Origin of the sequence: Micromonospora sp. U21, assembly GCF_018070045.1 — a bacterium.
GTDB lineage: Bacteria > Actinomycetota > Actinomycetes > Mycobacteriales > Micromonosporaceae > Micromonospora.
Genome location: NZ_JAGPYK010000036.1, coordinates 19066 through 37422 on the forward strand (window position 1 = coordinate 19066; position 18357 = coordinate 37422).

The following is an 18357-nucleotide window of genomic DNA, read 5'->3' on the forward strand; positions in this document are numbered from 1 at the left end:
ATCGTGGATCGTTGCGGCCGCTACGTAGGCAGCACCTCGGACCACGGCCTCTTGGGTGGCGCTGATCCGCGACGAGGTGCACCGGGACAGCCACGGCGCGTTCGTCGCTCACGTCGCCTCGGTCACCGGCGGCCTGGTCCTCGCCGGACTGCTCGGCGGAGGCGAGAGGGACGCGATCGTCGCGGCGGCCGTGGCTGGAGCCTGCGTCCGCCCCGCCGGGCGCGTGTGGGTGGTGACGGGGGCGTCTTGATGAGGGCGGTGACGCTGACCCGCTTGCCGCCGCCCGCCAGGCAGCCGTGCGTGCCCGGGACGCGGGTGTGCCGGTGGCCATCGGGGGCGAAGGCGCTCATCGGCTTCCTTCGCTATTACGGGGCTGGATCGATCCGGTGCGACTCTCGTACGAACAGTAACGGTGTGACCTCGATACTCTTCGCCCCTAGTATCGGCCCGGACCGTAAGTTAGTGTACGGCGAACCTGACTCCCCCGGAAGGATGCGAGATGCGTGTTCGCAAGAGCCTGTCGGCCGTCGCGGTGGCGCTCGTCGCCGCACTCGCGGCCACGGGCTGTGGTGGCTCCGGCTCCGGTGACTCCGACAAGAACACCGTGACGATGTGGATATACCCGGTGATCGTCGACGAGGTGAAGCACCGCGCGCACTGGGACGAGACCGTCAAGGCGTTCCAGTCCGCCAACCCCGACATCGTGGTCAAGACCGAGATCTTCCCCTGGGCCAACCGGGACCAGGCGCTGGCCACCGCCATCGCCGGCAACAAGGGGCCCGACGTCGTCTACCTCATCCCCGACCAGCTGCCCAAGTACGCCCGCAACATCGAGCCGGTCGACGAGTACCTCGACGACGCGACCAAGAGCGACTACCACGAGAACGTGATGACGTCGGTGAGCATCGACGGCAAGATGATGGGCGCGCCGATCCTCACCAGCGCCGCCACCCCGATCTGCAACAAGAAGGTCTTCGCCGCCGTCGGCGAGACGACCTACCCCGCCAACTGGAACGACCTGCTCACCATGGCCCCGAAGTTCAAGGCCAAGGGCTACGACATCGCCGCGTACCCCGGTGACGCCAAGCAGACCTTGAACCAGACCTTCTACCCGCTGCTGTGGTCGGCCGGCGGTGACGTGTTCAGCCCGGACGGCAAGTCGGTCGCCTTCAACAGCGACGCCGGGAAGAAGGCGCTGACTCTCGTGAAGCAACTCGTCGACGGCGGTTACGTCGACAAGAGCCTGATCACCAACCTCCCGTCGATCGAGCAGACCCGCATCGGCCAGAACAAGGTCGCCTGCGTCTGGCACGCGCCGGTGGCGGAGGTCGAGCCCCTGTGGGGCAAGGAGAACATCCAGGCCGTTCCACACTTCACCGACGTCAAGCAGGTCGGCTACGGCACCGTGGGCTCCCTGTCGATGCTGAAGGGCGCCAAGAACAAGGAGGCGGCCGGTAAGTGGATCGCCTTCGCGACCAACGCCGAGAACACCAAGAAGTACGACCTGGCCTCCAACTTCTTCTCCCCGCGGAAGTCCACCGGCACGCTCTACGCCGGTGACCCGGTCCTCAACGTGCAGGAGCAGCAGGTGGTCACCAGCACCGTCGGCCCGCTGCACGAGAAGGCCCGGGACGTCCAGGGCGTCCTCTTCCCGGAGATCCAGGCCGCTCTGCTCGGCAAGAAGTCGGTGGAGCAGGCGCTCGACGACGCGGCGAAGGCCTCCGCTCCGCTGCTCGACTGATCCTGGCGCGGCTCGCGGTGGGCGTAACCTGCCCACCGCGAGCCGGCGAGAAAGGTTGTCAGATGGTTGCACTACCGGGGAGCCAGATCCGGCGGCCACGCCGGCCGGGGACCGAGGTCCGCCGCCCACGCCGGCCGTCCGCCCGCGAAGCCGGCACGGCCCTGTTGTTCGTCCTGCCGTTCCTGCTGCTCTTCGCCATCTTCCGGTTCGGGCCGGCGATCGCCGGGGTGATCCTCGGCTTCACCGACTACACCATCGGCGGTGAGACCAGCTGGACTGGCCTGGAGAACTTCCGCCGGCTCGTCGACGACCCGACTTTCTGGTCGGCGCTGCGCGTCACGGTCATCTTCACCGCGCTGTCCGTACCGCTGTCGATGCTGGCATCCCTCGGCATGGCGCTGCTGACCCGCCGCGCCTTCCGCGGCGCGAAGCTCTTTCGGTCCATCTTCTTCCTGCCCGTGGTGACCAGCCTGATCCTCGCCGGAGTGGTCTTCACCTGGGTCTTCGCCGACGGTGGACCGTGGTCGCGGGCGATGGGCGCGCTGGGCCTGCCCGCCGGCTCCTGGCTCGCCGACAGCGCGCTGGTGGTGCCGGCCCTGGTCCTGGTGTCGGTCTGGTCCCGCTTCGGCTACGGCATGCTCATCCTGCTCGCCCGGTTGCAGGACGTCCCGGCGGAGCTGGAGGAGGCGGCGCTGACCGACGGCGCCTCGGCCTGGCAGCGCTTTCGGTTTGTCACGCTGCCACAGCTGCGGCCCGCGCTGTTCTTCGTCGCCATCATCGAGACCACCGTGTCGTTCCAGGTCTTCGACATGATCTACGTGATGACCGGCGGTGGCCCCGTACGCTCCAGCTACAGCCTCGTCTACCTGCTCTACGACCAGGGGTTCAAGTACTTCGACCTGGGCTACGCCAGCGCGGTGGGGGTCGCCCTGTTCGTGATGACGATCGTCGTGGCGCTGATCCAGCGGCTGACCCTGGGGAGAGAAGAATGACCGACACGATCACGCCCCCAGGCACCGCCGCTCCGGCCACCGAAGCACCGGCGCGCGGCCGGCGCCCCTACCGCGGGCGTGCCGGCCGGGGCTGGGTGGTCGGGCGTACCGCGCTGCTGCTGGCCGGTGCCCTGCTCACTCTCTTCCCCTTCTACGCGATGGTCGTGCTGTCCTTCAAGCCGACCGGGCCGGTCACCTTCCCGGACAGCCTGCTGCCCTGGCCGTTCTCCACCGAGGCGTACGACCAGGTGATCGGCGCCAAGAGCGTGCTGCGTTGGATGGGAAACACGCTCGTCTACTCGGTGGTGTCGGTCGTCGGCGTGCTGCTGTTCGCCTCGATGGCCGGCTACGCCTTCGCAAAGAAGCGGTTCCCGGGCAAGGAGACGATGTTCTGGTCGTTCCTGGCGATGCTGATGGTGCCGTACCACGTCACGATGATCCCGACGTTCATCATCATCTCCGAGATGAACGGCGTGGACACGTACTGGGGCATGATCGTGCCGACGCTGGCCAACGCCCAGGCGGTCTTCCTCATGCGCCAGTTCATCGCGTCGCTGCCCGACTCGTTGTTCGAGGCGGCCCGCCTCGACGGCTGCTCCGAATGGCGGGTGTACGTCTCGATCGTGCTGCCGCTGATCAAGCCGATCCTGGCCACGCTGGGCGTCTTCGTCTTCCTCTGGCACTGGAACGACTTCCTGTGGCCGCTCATCGTCGGGCAGAGCCTCGACATGCGAACCCTCACCACCGGCATCGCCTCGCTGCAACAGGAGAACGTGCCGTTGAACATGCTGCTCGCCGGCTCGGTGGTGGCGTTCGTGCCGATCTTCATGGCCTACCTGATCGGCCAGCGGTACTTCCAGGAGGGCGTCTCCACCACGGGCATCAAGGGTTGAGCGTCATCGCCGTGGCGGCGACGCCGCACGTGCGCGAGCTGTTTCTCGACGCCGACACCTGGGCCGCGCTGCAGCGGCTGGGCGAGGTGCGGCTGCCCGCCGACGGCACCGACGTGGGCGACGAGGCCGTGCTCGCGGGACTGCTCGCCGACGCCGACGTCGTCGTCACCGGCTGGGGAACCGCCCCGCTGACGACCGCGGTGCTGGCCGCCGCGCCCCGGCTGCGGTTGCTCGCGCACACCGGGGCCAGCGTGAAACCGTTCGTCATCCCGGAGAGCTTCGCCCGCGGGGTACGCGTCACCCAGGCCGGCGACGCGATGGCGTACGCGGTGGGGGAGCAGGCTCTCGCGCTGACCCTCGCGCTGCTGCACCGGCTGCACCGGTTCGACCACGCGCTGCGCACCGGGGCCGACTGGGCGAGCGCGAAGGACGCCCCGCCCCGCCGGGAGCTGCGCGGGGCGACGGTCGGGGTGGTCGGCGCGTCCCGGACCGGCAGGGCCTACCTCGGCCTGGTGCGGGCGTTCGGCGCGCGGGTGCTCGTGGCCGATCCCTACCTGTCCGACGCGGAGGCCGTGACGCTCGGCGTCGAGCGGGTCAACGTCGACGAGTTGCTCGCCCGCAGCCTGGTGGTCTCCCTGCACGCTCCGGTGCTGCCGGGGACCGTCGGGATGATCGGGGCACGCGAGCTCGCCCTGCTGCCCGACGGGGCGCTGCTGGTCAACACCGCCCGCTCGGCGTTGGTGGACGAGGCCGCGCTGCTGGCCGCGCTGGGCACCGGCCGGATCGACGCCGCGTTGGACGTTTTCGACGCCGAGCCGCTGCCGGTCGACCATCCGCTCCGCCGGCTGCCGAACGTGCTGCTGACGCCGCACGAGGCGGCCGGGACGGTGGAGTCGCGGCGGCGGGCCGGCGCGATCGTGGTGGCCGAGATCGACCGTTTCCTCCGTGGCCGACCGCTGGCCCACGAGGTGCGGCCGGAGCAGTTCGACCGAACCGGCTGACCCGGGCTGACCTGCGCTGGCGCGGCCGGAGGCCGGAGAAGTAGCCTCTGCGCTCATGCGCATCGCTCTGGCCGGACTCGCCACCAGTCACCCGTACACCGATGCCCGCGCGCTGCGCGACCACGCGGACCTGGTGGTGTGGGAGCCCGATCCGCAGCGGCTGGCACGGTTCCGGGCCGAGCAGCCGGAGGTCGCCGTGGTCCCCGACCTGGCCGCGTTGCTGGCCACCCGCCCGGACGGCGTGGTCCTCACCGTCCCCACCCCGGAGGTGCCGGACGCGCTGGCCCAGGTGTTGGCCCGCGGGCTGCCTTGCTTCGTCAACAAGCCGGCCGCCGCGACCCTCGGGCAGCTCGACCGGTTGGAACGCGTCGTGCAGCGGGCGCCCGAACTCGTCCTCACCTCCTCGGTGCTGCGCTTCGCGCCCGACTTCGTTGCGTTCGACGTGCCGCGGGACGAGGTGCTGTCGGTCCGGGCCACGGTGCGGCACGACGTCGGCCTCTGGGCCACCGGCTACAACCCGTGGCAGGACGACCCGGCGGTGGGCGGCGGCACGCTGGTGATGATGGGGCTGCACGGCGTGGAGCTGCTGGTCGCGCTGCTCGGGCCGGCGGTACGGCTGGTCGGGGCCGCCGGCGCCGTACGCCGCCACCGGGGACTGCGCTCCGAGGACACCGGGCTGCTGGCGCTGCAGTGGGACGACGGGGTGCTCGGCGCGGTCGAGGTCCTCGGGGTCAGCGAGGGCGAGGCATACGAGGTGACCGTCCACACCGGCGGTGGAGAGCAGCGGGTGGTGCTGCGCGGCGGCCCGGACCAGCTCGGCTACCGGGCCACCATCGACGCGTTCCTGGGCATGGTCCGAGGTGGGCCGAGCCCGGTGCCGTGGGCGCAGACCCGGGCCGTGCTGGGCCTTCTCGCTGCGGCGCGCGCCACCGCCGGAAGCCGCTGAATACGAAGGGCAGACCGGCATGCCCGTCGGGCCGCGCCGGGCGACCCACCACCCCGGACACCTTGACGCTCCCGTGGCCGGAAGTTACGGTCATGACCGTTACTTCGGAAGGGGTGTGGTGGCATGCGGACGGTGGCGGACCTGGAGGAGCGACTCTCCCGCCCAAGGGACGTCCTGGTGGACGACCTGCGCAAGCTCGACGGTGACATCCTGATCCTCGGCGCGGGCGGCAAGCTGGGGCCGAGCCTGGTCCGGCTGGCGCTGCGGGGGGTCGCGGCTGCCGGCACCAGCGCGCGGGTCGTCGCCGTGTCGCGCTTCTCCGAGGCCGGGCTGGCCGACGCGCTGCGCGACGAGGGCGCCGAGGTGGTCGAGGCGGACGTCGCCGACGACGCCGCGCTGGCCGCGCTGCCCGACGCGGCGAACGTCGTCTTCCTGGTCGGCGCCAAGTTCGGCACCTCCGGTCGGGAGCACACCACCTGGGCCACCAACGCCTACCTGCCGGGCCGCGTCGCGCAGCGCTTCGCCGGGTCGCGCCTGGTGGCGCTGAGCACCGGCAACGTCTACCCGCTCGTGCCGGTGACCGCGGTCGGCTGCGTCGAGCAGACCCCCGTCCAGCCGGTCGGCGAGTACGCGATGTCCTGCCTGGGCCGCGAGCGCATCCTCACCCACTTCGCGCTGCGCGACGACACCCCGCTGGCCCTGATCCGGCTCAACTACGCCGTCGAGATGCGCTACGGCGTGCTGGTGGACATCGCCCGCGCGGTGCACGCCGGCCAGGCGGTGGACCTCACCATGGGACACGCCAACGTCGTCTGGCAGGGCTATGCCAACGAGGTCGTCCTGCGCGCCCTGCACCACACCGCCACACCGCCGTTCGTGCTGAACCTGACCGGGCCCGAGCTGGTGTCCGTCCGCCAAGTGGCCGCCGCGGTCGCCGCGCGGCTGCGCCGCGAGCCGGCCCTCGCCGGCACCGAGGCGCCGACCGCGCTGCTGTCCAACGCCCAGCTCTGCCACCGCCTGTTCGGCTACCCCGACATACCCCTCGCCGAGCTGATCGAGCTGACGGCGGACTGGGTCGCCGACGGCCAGCCCCTGCTCGACAAGCCGACCGGCTTCCAGCGCCGCGACGGCAAGTTCTAGGAGAGACGTGTTGACCGTATCGAGCACCCGGCAGGCCGCGGCCCTGACCCGGTTCCAGCGTGGGTGCGTCATCCCCGCCCACCCGCTCGCCCTGAACGCCGACCGCAAGCTCGACGATCGCCGGCAGCGGGCGTTGACCCGCTACTACCTCGCCTCCGGCGCGGGCGGCATCGCCGTCGGCGTGCACACCACCCAGTTCGCCATCCACGACCCGAAGGTGGGCCTGCTCGCCCCGGTGCTGGAACTGGCCGCCGAGACCGCGGCCGGCTCGGACGCGATCCTGGTCGCCGGGGCCTGCGGGGACACCTCGCAGGCCGTCGCCGAGACGGAGCTGGCGGCCTCGCTCGGCTACCACATGGTGCTGCTGTCGCCGTACGGGCCGCTGGACGAGGAGGCCCTCGTCGAGCGGGCCCGGGTGGTAGGCGAGGTGCTGCCGGTGATCGGCTTCTACCTGCAGCCGGCCGTCGGCGGCCGGGAGCTGTCCCGGGACTTCTGGGCCCGGCTGGCCACCCTCGATTCGGTGGTCGGGATCAAGGTGGCGCCGTTCGACCGCTACCGCACGCTCGACGTACTGCACGGCGTCTGCGCCGCCGGCCGCAACGGCGACCTCGCCCTCTACACCGGCAACGACGACCACATCCTGGCCGACCTGGTGGCGCCACACAGGATCATCGTTGACAGGCGGGCCGTGGAGGTCGAGTTCGTCGGCGGCCTGCTCGGTCAGTGGGCGGTCTGGGCGGGCACCGCGGTGACCCTGCTCGACGAGGCCCGGCGGGCGCGGGCCGGTGACGACCACGCGCTGCGCCGGCTGCTCACCCTGGACGGTCACCTGACCGACGCCAATGCCGCGATCTTCGACGCCGCCAACGGCTACCGCGGCTGCATTCCCGGCATCCACGAGGTGCTGCGCCGGCAGGGCCTGTTGGCCGGCCGGTGGTGCCTGGACCCGGACGAGGAGCTCTCGCCCGGGCAGCTGGCCGAACTCGACCGGGTGCACCGGGCCTACCCGCACCTGCGCGACGACGACTTCGTCGCCGAGCACCTGGACGAGTGGCTGTCCTGACGCGTCGGGGCGATCCGGTCCGCGCAACGGGGCGCGGGCCGGATCGCGTCAGAGGGTCAGTCGGTAGAGGGTCAACGGGCGGCCGCTGGTGCCGGAGGCGAGGTTGCCGGTGCGTTCGGCCAGGCCGGCCAGCTCCAGCCGGTGCAGCATCCGCCGGGCGGTGCGTTGCTGCACCCGCAGTTGGTCGGCCACCTCCCGGCTGGTCAGCGGATCGTCGCCGACCATCGTGCGCACCTCACGCAGCCGCAGCAGGGTGGGCACCGACAGGCCGACCCGCTGGGCGATGACGGCCAGGTTCACCTCCGACGGCAGCGGGGCCGGCGTGGTCGACTCGAGCACGATGTCGGTCTCGCCGCGCAGCGACAGCACCGCCGTGGTCGGGCCGACCCGGCGCGCCCGGCTCAGCGCCCGGCGGGCCAGGTTCTCCGCCTCGGCGGCGCTGCGTCCCAGGCCGAAACCGATCTGCACGGTCTCGTGCCGGTCGGCGAGGCGGCGCAGCATCGGCAGCGCGGTGAACCCGCCGGTGGCGTCGTGCAGCGGGCCGCGGGTGGTGACGATGAGATACGTGTCGGGGGCGAACCGCGCGAGCGTCCCGCCGAGCCCGGCCACCTCCTTGAGCAAGCCGTCGTCGCCCTGGGGGAGGTTGGCCAGCCCGAGCGCGATCTGGGCGTCCTCCTGGGCCTGGCTGCCGACCTGCAGCAGGAGCTGGCGCAGCGCGGTGCGGACCGAGTGGTTCGACGGGGCGAGGCGGAGTGCTGGCATCTCGTGGCGCAGCACCTCGTAGACCGAGCTGATGCAGGTGACCGCGACGTCCGCGCCGGCCTTGTGTTGCCGACGGTGGAACGAGATCACGTCGTCGGAGCTGAGGCCGCTGCGGTACGGCAGCGACCGGACCCGGCCCACGGGCAGGCCCGCCTCCTCGAAGGTGGTGGCGACGTCGGCGCCGGTGACGGTGTCGATCGACATCCGGGTGACATCGTGCCCGGAGCGCAACAGCCGTACGGCCGCCTGGAGCAGGGTCGCGCCGGTGTAGTCGACGAAGACCGCCGGGCGGTTGAGGGCGTTCCCCTCCCGAGCGAGGGTGTAGGGCACCACGCCGGTGAACAGCCATGCATCCACCTGCCCCACGTGCGCCTCCACGATCGCCGGAGCCTGCGACTCATGGTCGTAGTGCAGCCGACGGGCGGTGACGCCCGGCTGCTCCTCGCAGGTGGCGGCCACGTCATCGACCAGGTCGTGCGGACCGACGACCCCGATCCCGATGGTCACCGCTGCCTCCTGTCCGGGGTTGCATTGTTCGCAGCACAAGATTACGGTCAGGCCCGGTATTACTGTAGCCCCGGGAGGGTGCGTGTCGTCGTTTCCCACCATGGCCGACGCCAACGGCCGGACGATCGGCGCGGAGGAGTTGGCCGCGGTCAGCCGGGTGCTCCAGTCGGGCATGCTCAGCTCGGTCTGGGGCACGGAGGTCCGCGCCCTGGAGCGCGAGATGGCCGACCGCCATGGAGTGTCGCACGCCGTGGCCGCCAGTTCCGGAACCGCGGCCCTGCACCTGGCCGTCGCTGCCGTCGCACCGGATCCGGGCGACGAGATCATCACCTCTCCGATCAGCGACTTCGGCACGGTCGCGCCCATTCTCGCCCAGAACGCGGTGCCGGTGTTCGCCGACGTCGATCCGTACACCGGCAACCTGGATCCGGCGGCGGTCGCCGCCGCGATCGGGCCGCGGACCCGGGCGATCCTCGCGGTGCACCTGTTCGGCGCCGCCGCCGACCTGCGCGCCGTCGCCGACACCGCCGGCGTGCCCCTGATCGAGGACTGCGCCCAGGCCTGGCTCACCCGCTATCCGGACGGCACCCTCGCCGGTACGGCCGGTGCGATCGGCTGCTTCAGCCTGCAGCAGTGGAAGCACATCACCTGCGGCGACGGCGGTCTGGCCATCACCGACGATCCGGTGCTGGCCCGCCGGATGCGGCTCTTCGCCGACAAGGGCTGGCCGCGCGACGAGGCCCGCCGGCACGTCGGCCTCGGCCTGAACTACCGGATGACCGAACTCGCCGGCGCCGTCGCCCGGGCCCAGTTGGCGAAGCTGCCCGGGGTGCTCGCCGATCGGCGGCGCACCGCCCGGCGGTTGGCCGACGCGCTGGCCGACCTGCCCGGCGTACACGTGCCGGCGGACGTGGACGCGCACGCCTGGTGGCTGTTCCCGATCGTGCTGGACCCGCCGCTGACCAACCACGAGGTGGCCGGGAAACTCGCCGCCGCCGGGATACCCGCCCGCGCCGGCTACCTGGAACAACCACTGCACTGCGCCCCGGCGCTGACCGAGGCCCCCGTGTACGGCGCTTCCCGCTTCCCGCTCGCCGTGCCGCCGGCGGACCGGCTGCCGACCTACGGACCCGGAGCGTTCCCGGTCGCGGAGCGGCTGATCGAGCGGACCCTGCTGGTGGTGGACTGGAACGAGCGGTACACCGACGCGCACGTCGACGAGATTATCCAAGCTGTCCGCGCGGCGGTGACCTCGTGATCGCGCCGACCGCCGCCGTGCTGCGCGACCGGCTGCGCTGGCGGCTGATCGCCGCAACCGCCACTCCGGTGGACGCGACCGGGGCCGTCGACCCGGACGTGCTCGCCGGCTACCTGCGGGGGCTGGTCACCGACGGGGCGGACGCCCTGGCGGTGCTGGCGCACACCGGGCGCGGCCCGTACCACGACGAATCCACCCGCGACCTGGTCATCCGCTGCGCCGTCGACGCCGGTGTCCCAGTGATCGTCGGTGTGGGTGGCCGGCCGGGGGAGCGCACCGACGAGGTGTCCGCGCAGGCGGTGCGGGCTGCCGCCCTCGGTGCGGCCGGCCTGCTGGTCTTCCCGGTGGACGACGATCCCGTCGACCACCACGACGCGCTCTGGCGCGCCGCCGGGCTGCCGATGCTCGCCTTCGACCTCTACCTGCGGCCGTACCCTGAGCCCGCGCTGGCCGAGTTGTTGGAGCACCCCGGTGTCGCCGGGGTGAAGGTGGCCCGGCTGCACGACGCCCTCGCCTGCCAGGCAGCCCTGGCCGCCGCGCACCGGGCCGACCGGCTGGCGGTCACCGGCGAGGACCGCATGTTCGGGCCGTCGCTGATGTGGGGTGCCGAGGCGGCCCTGGTCGGCCTGGCCGCCGCCGCGGTCCCGGTCACCGCCCGGGCGCTGCGCGCCTACACCGACAAGCGGTACGACCAGTTCCTCACCGCCTCCGCCGACCTCGACCGGCTGGCCCAGGTCACCTTCACCGAACCGATGGAAGGGTACGTGCAGCGCATGCTCTGGATCGCCGCCGAGGAAGGCCGGATCCCGGCGAGCCACGCGGACGACCCACACGCCCCGGCGCTGCCCGACGGGGAACGGGACCGGGTGCTGCGCGTGGCCGGGTGCCGGTGAACGACAACCCGTTCGTAGCCGGCGACCTACCGCCGGTGACCCTGGACATCGACGTGCTCGTCGGCCGGTACGTCGACCGGCCCGGGCCCACCGGCGAGCCGGCGGTGGTCGCCGAGACGCTGGCCGCCAACGGCGTGGAGCGGGCAGCCGTGGCGAGCCTGCGCGCCGCCCTGTTCGACGTGCGCAGCGGCAACGAGGAGGTGGCCGCCCTCACCGGCCCTGGCGTGCTGCCGGTCGGCGGGCTGGACCTGCGCGACCCGCTCGGCGCCGAGCGGGAGGTCGTCCGGCTCGCCGAGCGCGGCTTCCGGGCCGTGCGGCTGTTCCCCGACGAGCAGCGCGTCGAGCCGGACTTCCCGTCCGTACGCAGCGTCGCCCGCGCGGCCACCGAGGCCGGCCTGGTCATCCTCACCGGCGGGGATGTCCGCCGCTTCTGGCGGCCGCTGCGCGGCGCGACCGTCGTCTTCCTCGACACGCACTTCTACCACCTGGGCGACTTCGTCGTGGTGGCCCGCGACGAGCCGGGCTTCCACACCTCCACCCGGCTGCTCAATTCGCCGGACGCGCTGGAGACCGTCGCCGCGCGCGTCGGCGTCGAGCGCCTGCTGTACGGCTCCCGTGCCCCGTTCTACGAACCCATCGTGCCGCGGCTGCGGTTGGCCCGGGCCGCGCTCGGCCCGTCCGGGGTCGAGGCGGTGACGGGCGGGAACGCCCGCCGGATCCTGGGGCTGGCCGGATGATCATCGACGTGCACGCCCACTGGGGCCCGTGGTTCTTCAGCATGGAGGTCGGCTCGGTCGCGACGAACCTCGCGGTGATGGACCGGTACGGCATCGACCTGGCCGTGGTCTCCGCCACCGAGGCGGTGATCTACGACGTCGCCGCCGGCAACCGGGCGCTGGCCCGGGTCCTGGAGAGCAGCGACCGGCTGCTCGGCTACCTGACGATCAACCCGCGCCGGCTGGACGACGCCGAACGGGACCTGCGCGAACTGCTGCCCACCGGTCGGTTCGTCGGCGTGAAGATCCACACCGACTACACCGGCTCGCCGCCGAACTCGGCGCAGACCCGGGCGGCCCTGGAAATGGCCGCCGCGCACGACCTGCCCGCCCTCGTGCACACCTGGGACACGACGCCGCTCGACCTGGCCCAGGCGGTCGCGGACATCCCCGGGGTGCGCGCCATCGCCGGCCACATGGGTGCGAACGGCTGGCGGCACGCCATCGAGGCTGCCAACGGGGTAGATCGGCTCTGGCTGGAGCCCTGCTTCTCGCACACCGAGGCGGGTCGCTTCGCTGCAGTGGCGGCGGCGGTGAACCCGCGCCGGCTACTCTTCGGCACCGACGCCACCCTGATCGATCCGGCCGCCGCGTACGGGGCGGTGCTCGCGGCCGACCTGCCGCCCGAACTGGCCGAGCGGGTCGCCTGGCGCAACGCCGCCGAACTGTTCCGGCTCGACCTGTCCTCCGACACGGTTCCACGAGTCGGCGGATGAGACAGCGGACCGCCGCCGGGGAGCATCTGCGAGGCGTAGTCGAGCGTCCGCCCTGCAACGCCTCGCGGCCGCCGGGGACTCACGGCAACGGCTGTGGCGGGCGTGGGCCCACGTACCGCGAGTCCGGCCGGATGATCTTCGAGTCCTCGGCCTGTTCCAGTACGTTCGCGCACCACCCGATGACCCGGCTGGTGGCGAAGGTCGGCGTGAACATCTCCCGGGGCAGCCCGCACAGGTGCATGACGACGCCCGCGTAGTACTCCACGTTGGTGTGCAGCTTTCGGCCGGGCTTCAGCTCCGCCAGCAGCGACAGCACCCGCTGCTCGACGGCCACGGCGAGGTCCACGAGCTGCCCGCCGAGGCATTGGGCGATCCCCTTGAGCATGCGGGAGCGCGGGTCTTCCGTCCGGTAGATCGGATGCCCGAACCCCATGATCCGCTCCCCGTTGAGGATGCGCGCGCGCAACCACGAGTCGGCCCGGTCGATGGAGCCGATGGCGTCGAGGGTGTCGAGGGCCCGGCTCGGAGCTCCGCCGTGCAGGGGGCCGGACAGCGCGCCGAGCGCGCCGCCGATGCAGGCGTGGATGTCCGCGCCGGTGGAGGCGATGACGCGGGCCGTGAAGGTCGACGCGTTGAAACCATGATCAACGGTCGCGATCAGGTAGCGCTCGACCGCCCGGGCGTGGAGCTCCGACGGCTCCGCACCGCTGATCATGTACAGGTAGTTCGCCGCGTGGGACAGGTCGTCGCGCGGCGCGATCGGCTCCAACCCCGCTCGCAGGCGGTACAACGCGGCCAGCAGGCTGGGCGTGAGGGCGCAGAGCGCCATGGCTTGCGCCCGCCGCTCGGCCGGCGGCGTGTCGTACAGCGGGCCGGCTCCGGCGGCGAGACCGGCGACGGCCAGCGCGGCGCGCAGCCCGCCCATCGGGTCCTGAGCAGTCGAGGCCGCGGCGATGCCAGGCAGCGCGGCGGCGACTGCGGGCGGGATGTGACGCAGCGGTGCGGCCTCCTCGTGCAGCGCCTTGGGCTCGGCGGGGAGGGAACCGTCGACGAGGAGCGCCCAGACGTCCTCGAGCGTCCGCCGTTCCGCCAGGTCGATGGCGGAGTACTGCCGGTAGTGGTAGAAGCCCTCGTCGCCGCGGACGTGGCCGATCGTGGTGTCGGTGACCACGACGCCGGCGAGTCCGCGCGGAACGGTGATGGTGTCAGCCATGCGGGCAGCGTCGCGCTGGCGGACGCGGCCGGTCAACATTGATCCAGTCCATGTGAGAGCATGGCCACATGTCGGGGGACCAACTGCTGACGACCGCCGAGGTGGCGCACCGCCTGCGCATCAAGCCGGAGACCATCTACGCGTACGTCAGCCGTGGGGTGCTCGACAGAGTCAAGGTTCCCGGCGAGCGGATCAGCCGCTTCCATCTGGCCGACGTGGAGCGGCTCGCCTCCCGTACACAGGCGACCCGGCCGGAACGTGATGTCGCCCCGGCGATGCGCACCGCCACCACCCTGATCGCGTACGGGCGGTTGCACTACCGGGGGCTGGACGCCGCCAAGCTCGCGCCGGTGACCCCGTTCGAGGAGGTCGCGAACTGGCTCTGGACGGGCGAGCGGCGCCGGGACGCCTTCGTGGCGTCCGCGGAAACCCGGGATCGGGCCGGGCAGGCCGCCGACCACCTGCCCGCCCAGGCCCGGCCCTTCGACCGGCTGCCGGTGATCGTGGCCGTCGCGGCCGCGACGGACCCGCTGCGCTTCGACCTGGCGCCGGCCACCGTCACGGCTCTCGCGCCCGCGCTGCTGTCCACCATGGTCGATGCTCTGCCCCTCGTGGGCGGGACACCGCCGGACGACGGTCTGGCAACCCGCCTGTGGTCCCGGTTGACCGGCACGCCGGCGTCCGCGGACGGCGTCCGGGCGCTCAACGCCGCACTCGTCCTGCTCGCCGACCATGACCTGGCCGCGTCGACCATCGCGGTACGCGTTGCGGCATCGACCCGCGCGAACCCCTACGCGGCGGTGCTCGCCGGTCTCGGTGCGCTGGACGGGCCGATGCACGGAGCGGTCGGCAGCAGCGTCTACCGGTTCATCGAGGCCGCGCTGCGCGACGGGGCGTCGGCCGCGATCGCCGAATGGCTGCGGACCGGCGGCCTGCCCGGCTTCGGGCACTCGTTGTATCCGGAGGGCGACCCGCGCGGGGCGGCCCTGCTCGATCTCGTCGCGCGGTTGCCGGTCGAGGGCGACCTGCGGCGAACCGTCGACGACCTGGTCACCACGGCCGCCCGGCGAGGCGCCCTGCCCAACGTCGACTTCGCCGTCGCCGCGTTGGCGCACGCGACTGGCATGGGGCCGGGCGCCGCGGAGGTGATCTTCGCAGTCGCCCGGACGGCGGGCTGGATCGCGCACGTCATCGAGGAGTACGCCCAGCCGAACAACCGGTTCCGGTGGAGCAGCGGCTACACCGGGCCAACCCCCGCGCCGGCGTGAACTCCGACTCACGGCGCGGGGCCACGGCAGCTGGACGCGACGGCCCCCGTCGCGGGCCGGGCGTAGCGACGGGACGACAAGGTTGATCCACTCTTCCGGCTGCGAACTACTTCCCGGGCAGCGGGAAGCGGGCGAGGTCCATGCCGAGCATCCCCCAGGTCGACCTGCCGTCCGGGGTGAAGTTGAAGGCCGGGTTGTTGTACCAGCCGCGTGGCACGTTGTCGTACAGGGTGGTCACCTCGCCGTCGGGGACGGTCGGCAGCTCGCAGATGTCGTTGGTCCAGTGCACCCAGGAGAAGACCCGGCCGTCAATCCCGTTGAACTGGCCGTATCCGCCGAGGTCACCCTCCATGACGATGGTGCGGGTGCTCAGGTCGTAGGCGAACCAGGCCCCGCGCGGGCGGCGGCCCATGGCGTAGAGCAGGTTGCCGACCACGTGCAGGCTCTCGTACGACTGCCAGTCCGGCTTGATCTCCTCGCGCCACAGCAGCTTGCGGCTGACGATGTCGACGGCGGCCACCTGCGCGGTCCGGCGGATCGGGCCGGTGGTGCCCTCGCCGTAGGTGTCGCCCGCGATGTACGCCGTGGTGCCCTGCACCACCACGTCCATCACGCTCTGCTCGGGCAGGAACTCCCGGTGCGCCTTGAAGGTGTTGTCGGACAGGTCGACGAAGGTCAGCGCGCCGGTGTGCTTAGTGGTCTGCGGGCTGGACGCCACGATCAGCTGGTTGCGGGGCCGGTCGACCTGGATCCTCTTGGTGCGCAGCTGCTCGTTGCCGAGCAGCCCCAGAGCGCTGACGGTGAAGCTGTCCGGGTCGATCGCCACGATCTGGGTGCTCGGGTAGAGGCCGGCGTACACGGTGCCGGCCTTCCCCTCGGCCATCGCCTTGACCTCGCCGTTGACGTCGAACCGGTGGCTGGTGCCGGCCTCCGGACGGTGCACCGTCATGGCGTAGTGGCCGCCCACCCAGATCGTGTTGCGGGTGTGCCGCATCATCGACTGGATCGTCTCCGGGTAGCCGAAGCCCCGGGTCGCGGTCTGCCACACGCTGGCCGTGCCGTTGGGCGTCGCCCGCCACACGTGCCCGAGGCCGCTCACGCCGAGCAGGGCGCCGCCGGGCAGCGGCGTGAGGAGCTGATTCTCCACGTCGGCGAGCGGCTTGCCGACCTTGACCAGGCCGTCCGCGGTCACCTCGTACAGGTTGGTGGTGAGCCGGGTCAGCGCGTACACCCTGCCGTCGCTGCCGACGGTCACCTGGTCGATGTAGCGGTCCTCGGCGGGGATGTCTCGGGAGATCCGTTCGGAGCCGTCGCGGCGGAAGGAGATGAGCTGCCGGCCGCTGGCGACGTAGATGACGCTGTCAGAAACCGTCATGTCCAGGATGCCGACCGGGGAGGCGCTGAGGTGCGCGGTCAAATCGGTCGGGGTGCCGCCGGCCTTCGGCCACATCAGCAGGGTGCCGGGCGCGGCTGAGCCGCCGTAGACGTACTCGTCGTCGACCGCGACGGCCGCCGCGTACTGGGAGGTTGAGATGCGGCCGTACGTCTCGATCGTGGCGTCGGCCAGCCGGACGCGCTTGACCGTGCAGTCGGGGTACGTGCCGAGGTAGAGGTGCTCGCCGTGCACGACCATGTCGTAGTACCAGGTGGTGCTGCTGCCGGCCCGCGCCCAGGCCACCAACTCCTTGGTCTGCGGGTCGAACCGGTAGACGTACGCGCTGCCGGCCGGACCGATGTAGACGTACCGGCCGTCGGCGGCGAGCTTCTGCCCACCATTGCTCGGGATGTCGAGGTCGTCAATGCTGCGCATCTCGCCGGTGGCGACGTCGAGCTCGCCCAGCCGCATCTTCGCCTCGGGGGTGTTGAACCGGGAGGTGATGAAGACGTTGTCGTCGATGACGGCGGCGCCGCGGACCGCGGCGGTCAAGGACGCCGGACCGAAACTGGTCGGGGTGAGTTCCTGATCGTCCTGCGCGAACGCCGGCGCCGCCAGCGGTCCGTGGCCCGCTGCCAGGGCTGCACCGGTGAGGCAGCTACCCGCGAGGAGCGATCGACGGCTGAGGGGCATCATTGTCTCCGTTCGTCCACGTCATTACGGCCCGGACCTTAATGATGGTCGACATGGGCCGTCAAGGGTCGGCGCGGCAGCCCGGCGCTCGCGGCGGGCCGGCGGCCGCCCGCCCGCCGACCCGTCACCTCTGGCCCTGGACGAGCCCCGCGTTCCCGATCGCCCGGACGGCCCTCGCACGCCCGCCATCCGGCCGAAGTGGGCGGGATCCATGGGCGGTTGCGGGGACCTACGCTGCCGTATTACGGTCCAGCCCCCAATGCGAATGCCATGGGGAGGGGTCATGCGACACACCGAATCGGCGGACCCGGGCACGGCATGATCGTCACGGTCACGCTGAATCCCGCGCTCGACATCACGCACACCGTCGCGTCGTTGGTGCCGCACAGCAGTCACCGGGTCACCGACGCCGGCGCCCAGGGAATCAACGTCGCCCGCGTCCTGCACACGCTCGGACTGCCCGCCGTCGCCGTGGCGTTCCGCGGCGGCCTCGCCGGCGCCGCCATCGCCGCCAACCTCGACAGCCACGGCATCGCCAACCGGTTGGTCGACATCGCGGGGGGAGAACCGGCGGACGTTCACCGTCGTCGACGTCGGCAGCGGCGACGCCACCATCTTCAACGAGGCCGGTCGGTGCCGGCGGTGTCCGGCGAAGAGTGGCACGCACTCAATGCACAGGTGCATCTGCTGCTTGCCGACGCGTTGGTGCTCGTCCTCTCCGGAAGCCTGCCACCGGGGCTGCCCGACACGGCGTACGCCCACCTGGCCGGCGCCGCCGCCCGGGCCGGGGTGCCGGTGATCCTGGACGCGTCCGGACCACCGCTGCGCGCCGGGGTCGCGGCGGGCCCGGACGTGGTCAAGCCGAACGCCACCGAACTCATCGAGGCCACCGGCATGCCCGACCCGCTCGCCGCCGCCGAAGCGCTCCGCACGGCGGGCGCGCGGGCGGTGGTGGCGTCCCTGGGGCCCGAGGGTCTGCTCGTGCTCGCACTCGTCAACGCGGGAACGATGCTCTGCACACCGATCGCCGGACGTCAGGTGGACCGTCGGGGACCGGACCCGGTGAACCTCGTCTGCATGCTCGTGGTCATCGTCTCGGCCGTCGTCCTCGGGTTCGGCA

At 72.0% G+C, this 18357-nt stretch carries 16 protein-coding genes and 1 pseudogene; 14 read left to right on the forward strand and 3 right to left on the reverse strand.

Translation table 11 applies throughout. The features are described 5' to 3' along the window. Positions 1-55 precede the first annotated feature (55 nt). The 8 genes from KBX63_RS30145 (at position 56) to KBX63_RS30180 (ending at position 7776) form a co-directional block, all read left to right on the forward strand. Entirely contained in the window at positions 56-250 is a 195-nt protein-coding gene (locus tag KBX63_RS30145) for a hypothetical protein (protein ID WP_210917122.1), read from the forward strand. Between the two features lie 249 nt (positions 251-499). Beyond that, positions 500-1741 (forward strand): sugar ABC transporter substrate-binding protein, encoded by a 1242-nt coding sequence (locus KBX63_RS30150; RefSeq protein WP_210917123.1) that lies wholly within the window; start codon positions 500-502, stop codon positions 1739-1741. 62 nt (positions 1742-1803) lie between these two features. Further along, entirely contained in the window at positions 1804-2733 is a 930-nt protein-coding gene (locus KBX63_RS30155) for a carbohydrate ABC transporter permease (protein WP_210917124.1), read from the forward strand. Then, a complete protein-coding gene (locus tag KBX63_RS30160; protein WP_210917125.1) occupies positions 2730-3626 on the forward strand; it encodes a carbohydrate ABC transporter permease in 897 nt (298 codons plus the stop codon). The genes KBX63_RS30155 and KBX63_RS30160 overlap by 4 nt, the downstream gene beginning before the upstream one ends. After that, positions 3623-4627 (forward strand): hydroxyacid dehydrogenase, encoded by a 1005-nt coding sequence (locus KBX63_RS30165; protein WP_210917126.1) that lies wholly within the window; start codon positions 3623-3625, stop codon positions 4625-4627. Before KBX63_RS30160 ends, KBX63_RS30165 begins: the two co-directional genes overlap by 4 nt. A gap of 55 nt (positions 4628-4682) precedes the next feature. Continuing rightward, the gene (locus tag KBX63_RS30170; protein ID WP_210917129.1) at positions 4683-5573 is read left to right on the forward strand and encodes a Gfo/Idh/MocA family protein; all 891 of its coding nucleotides are present in this window, start codon (positions 4683-4685) and stop codon (positions 5571-5573) included. Between the two features lie 123 nt (positions 5574-5696). Further along, positions 5697-6713, forward strand: coding sequence for an NAD(P)-dependent oxidoreductase (locus KBX63_RS30175; protein ID WP_210917132.1), 1017 nt, complete (start codon positions 5697-5699; stop codon positions 6711-6713). A gap of 10 nt (positions 6714-6723) precedes the next feature. Further along, positions 6724-7776: a dihydrodipicolinate synthase family protein gene (locus KBX63_RS30180; RefSeq protein WP_210917134.1), complete on the forward strand. Its 1053-nt coding sequence runs from the start codon at positions 6724-6726 to the stop codon at positions 7774-7776. 48 nt (positions 7777-7824) lie between these two features. On the opposite strand, the gene KBX63_RS30185 is transcribed toward KBX63_RS30180, so the two are convergent. Beyond that, on the reverse strand, positions 7825-9045 hold the full coding sequence (locus tag KBX63_RS30185; protein WP_210917136.1) for a hypothetical protein: 1221 nt from the start codon (positions 9043-9045) through the stop codon (positions 7825-7827). Between the two features lie 82 nt (positions 9046-9127). Here KBX63_RS30185 and KBX63_RS30190 point away from each other — a divergent pair, with 82 nt between their 5' ends. The 4 genes from KBX63_RS30190 to KBX63_RS30205 are packed head-to-tail and all read left to right on the forward strand — an operon-like array spanning position 9128 to position 12688. Beyond that, complete coding sequence (locus KBX63_RS30190; RefSeq protein ID WP_210917139.1) at positions 9128-10303, forward strand: DegT/DnrJ/EryC1/StrS aminotransferase family protein; 1176 nt, start codon at positions 9128-9130, stop codon at positions 10301-10303. Then, complete coding sequence (locus KBX63_RS30195; RefSeq protein WP_210917142.1) at positions 10300-11196, forward strand: dihydrodipicolinate synthase family protein; 897 nt, start codon at positions 10300-10302, stop codon at positions 11194-11196. The genes KBX63_RS30190 and KBX63_RS30195 overlap by 4 nt, the downstream gene beginning before the upstream one ends. After that, positions 11187-11933 carry an amidohydrolase family protein gene (locus KBX63_RS30200; RefSeq protein ID WP_210917145.1) on the forward strand — a complete coding sequence of 249 codons (747 nt, stop codon included), beginning with the start codon at positions 11187-11189 and terminating at the stop codon, positions 11931-11933. Before KBX63_RS30195 ends, KBX63_RS30200 begins: the two co-directional genes overlap by 10 nt. Then, entirely contained in the window at positions 11930-12688 is a 759-nt protein-coding gene (locus KBX63_RS30205; protein WP_210917147.1) for an amidohydrolase family protein, read from the forward strand. The genes KBX63_RS30200 and KBX63_RS30205 overlap by 4 nt, the downstream gene beginning before the upstream one ends. 79 nt (positions 12689-12767) lie before the next feature. Here KBX63_RS30205 and KBX63_RS30210 read toward each other — a convergent pair whose 3' ends face one another. Further along, entirely contained in the window at positions 12768-13901 is a 1134-nt protein-coding gene (locus KBX63_RS30210; protein WP_210917150.1) for a citrate synthase, read from the reverse strand. 68 nt (positions 13902-13969) lie between these two features. Here KBX63_RS30210 and KBX63_RS30215 point away from each other — a divergent pair, with 68 nt between their 5' ends. Next, complete coding sequence (locus tag KBX63_RS30215; protein WP_210917152.1) at positions 13970-15169, forward strand: citrate synthase; 1200 nt, start codon at positions 13970-13972, stop codon at positions 15167-15169. Between the two features lie 106 nt (positions 15170-15275). Here KBX63_RS30215 and KBX63_RS30220 read toward each other — a convergent pair whose 3' ends face one another. After that, positions 15276-17237 carry a hypothetical protein gene (locus tag KBX63_RS30220; RefSeq protein ID WP_210917153.1) on the reverse strand — a complete coding sequence of 654 codons (1962 nt, stop codon included), beginning with the start codon at positions 17235-17237 and terminating at the stop codon, positions 15276-15278. Between the two features lie 318 nt (positions 17238-17555). Here KBX63_RS30220 and KBX63_RS35680 point away from each other — a divergent pair. Further along, a pseudogene (locus tag KBX63_RS35680) lies at positions 17556-18269 on the forward strand (PfkB family carbohydrate kinase); the annotation flags it as partial. Positions 18270-18357: the final 88 nt, after the last annotated feature.

Coding starts and splice junctions, on each gene's coding strand:
- KBX63_RS30155 (WP_210917124.1), top strand. CDS start 1,804: ATGGTTGCACTACCGGGGAGCCAGATCCGGCGGCCACGCCGGCCGGGG.
- KBX63_RS30175 (WP_210917132.1), top strand. CDS start 5,697: ATGCGGACGGTGGCGGACCTGGAGGAGCGACTCTCCCGCCCAAGGGAC.
- KBX63_RS30150 (WP_210917123.1), top strand. CDS start 500: ATGCGTGTTCGCAAGAGCCTGTCGGCCGTCGCGGTGGCGCTCGTCGCC.
- KBX63_RS30170 (WP_210917129.1), top strand. CDS start 4,683: ATGCGCATCGCTCTGGCCGGACTCGCCACCAGTCACCCGTACACCGAT.
- KBX63_RS30210 (WP_210917150.1), bottom strand. CDS start 13,901: ATGGCTGACACCATCACCGTTCCGCGCGGACTCGCCGGCGTCGTGGTC.
- KBX63_RS30205 (WP_210917147.1), top strand. CDS start 11,930: ATGATCATCGACGTGCACGCCCACTGGGGCCCGTGGTTCTTCAGCATG.
- KBX63_RS30215 (WP_210917152.1), top strand. CDS start 13,970: ATGTCGGGGGACCAACTGCTGACGACCGCCGAGGTGGCGCACCGCCTG.
- KBX63_RS30220 (WP_210917153.1), bottom strand. CDS start 17,237: ATGCCCCTCAGCCGTCGATCGCTCCTCGCGGGTAGCTGCCTCACCGGT.
- KBX63_RS30160 (WP_210917125.1), top strand. CDS start 2,730: ATGACCGACACGATCACGCCCCCAGGCACCGCCGCTCCGGCCACCGAA.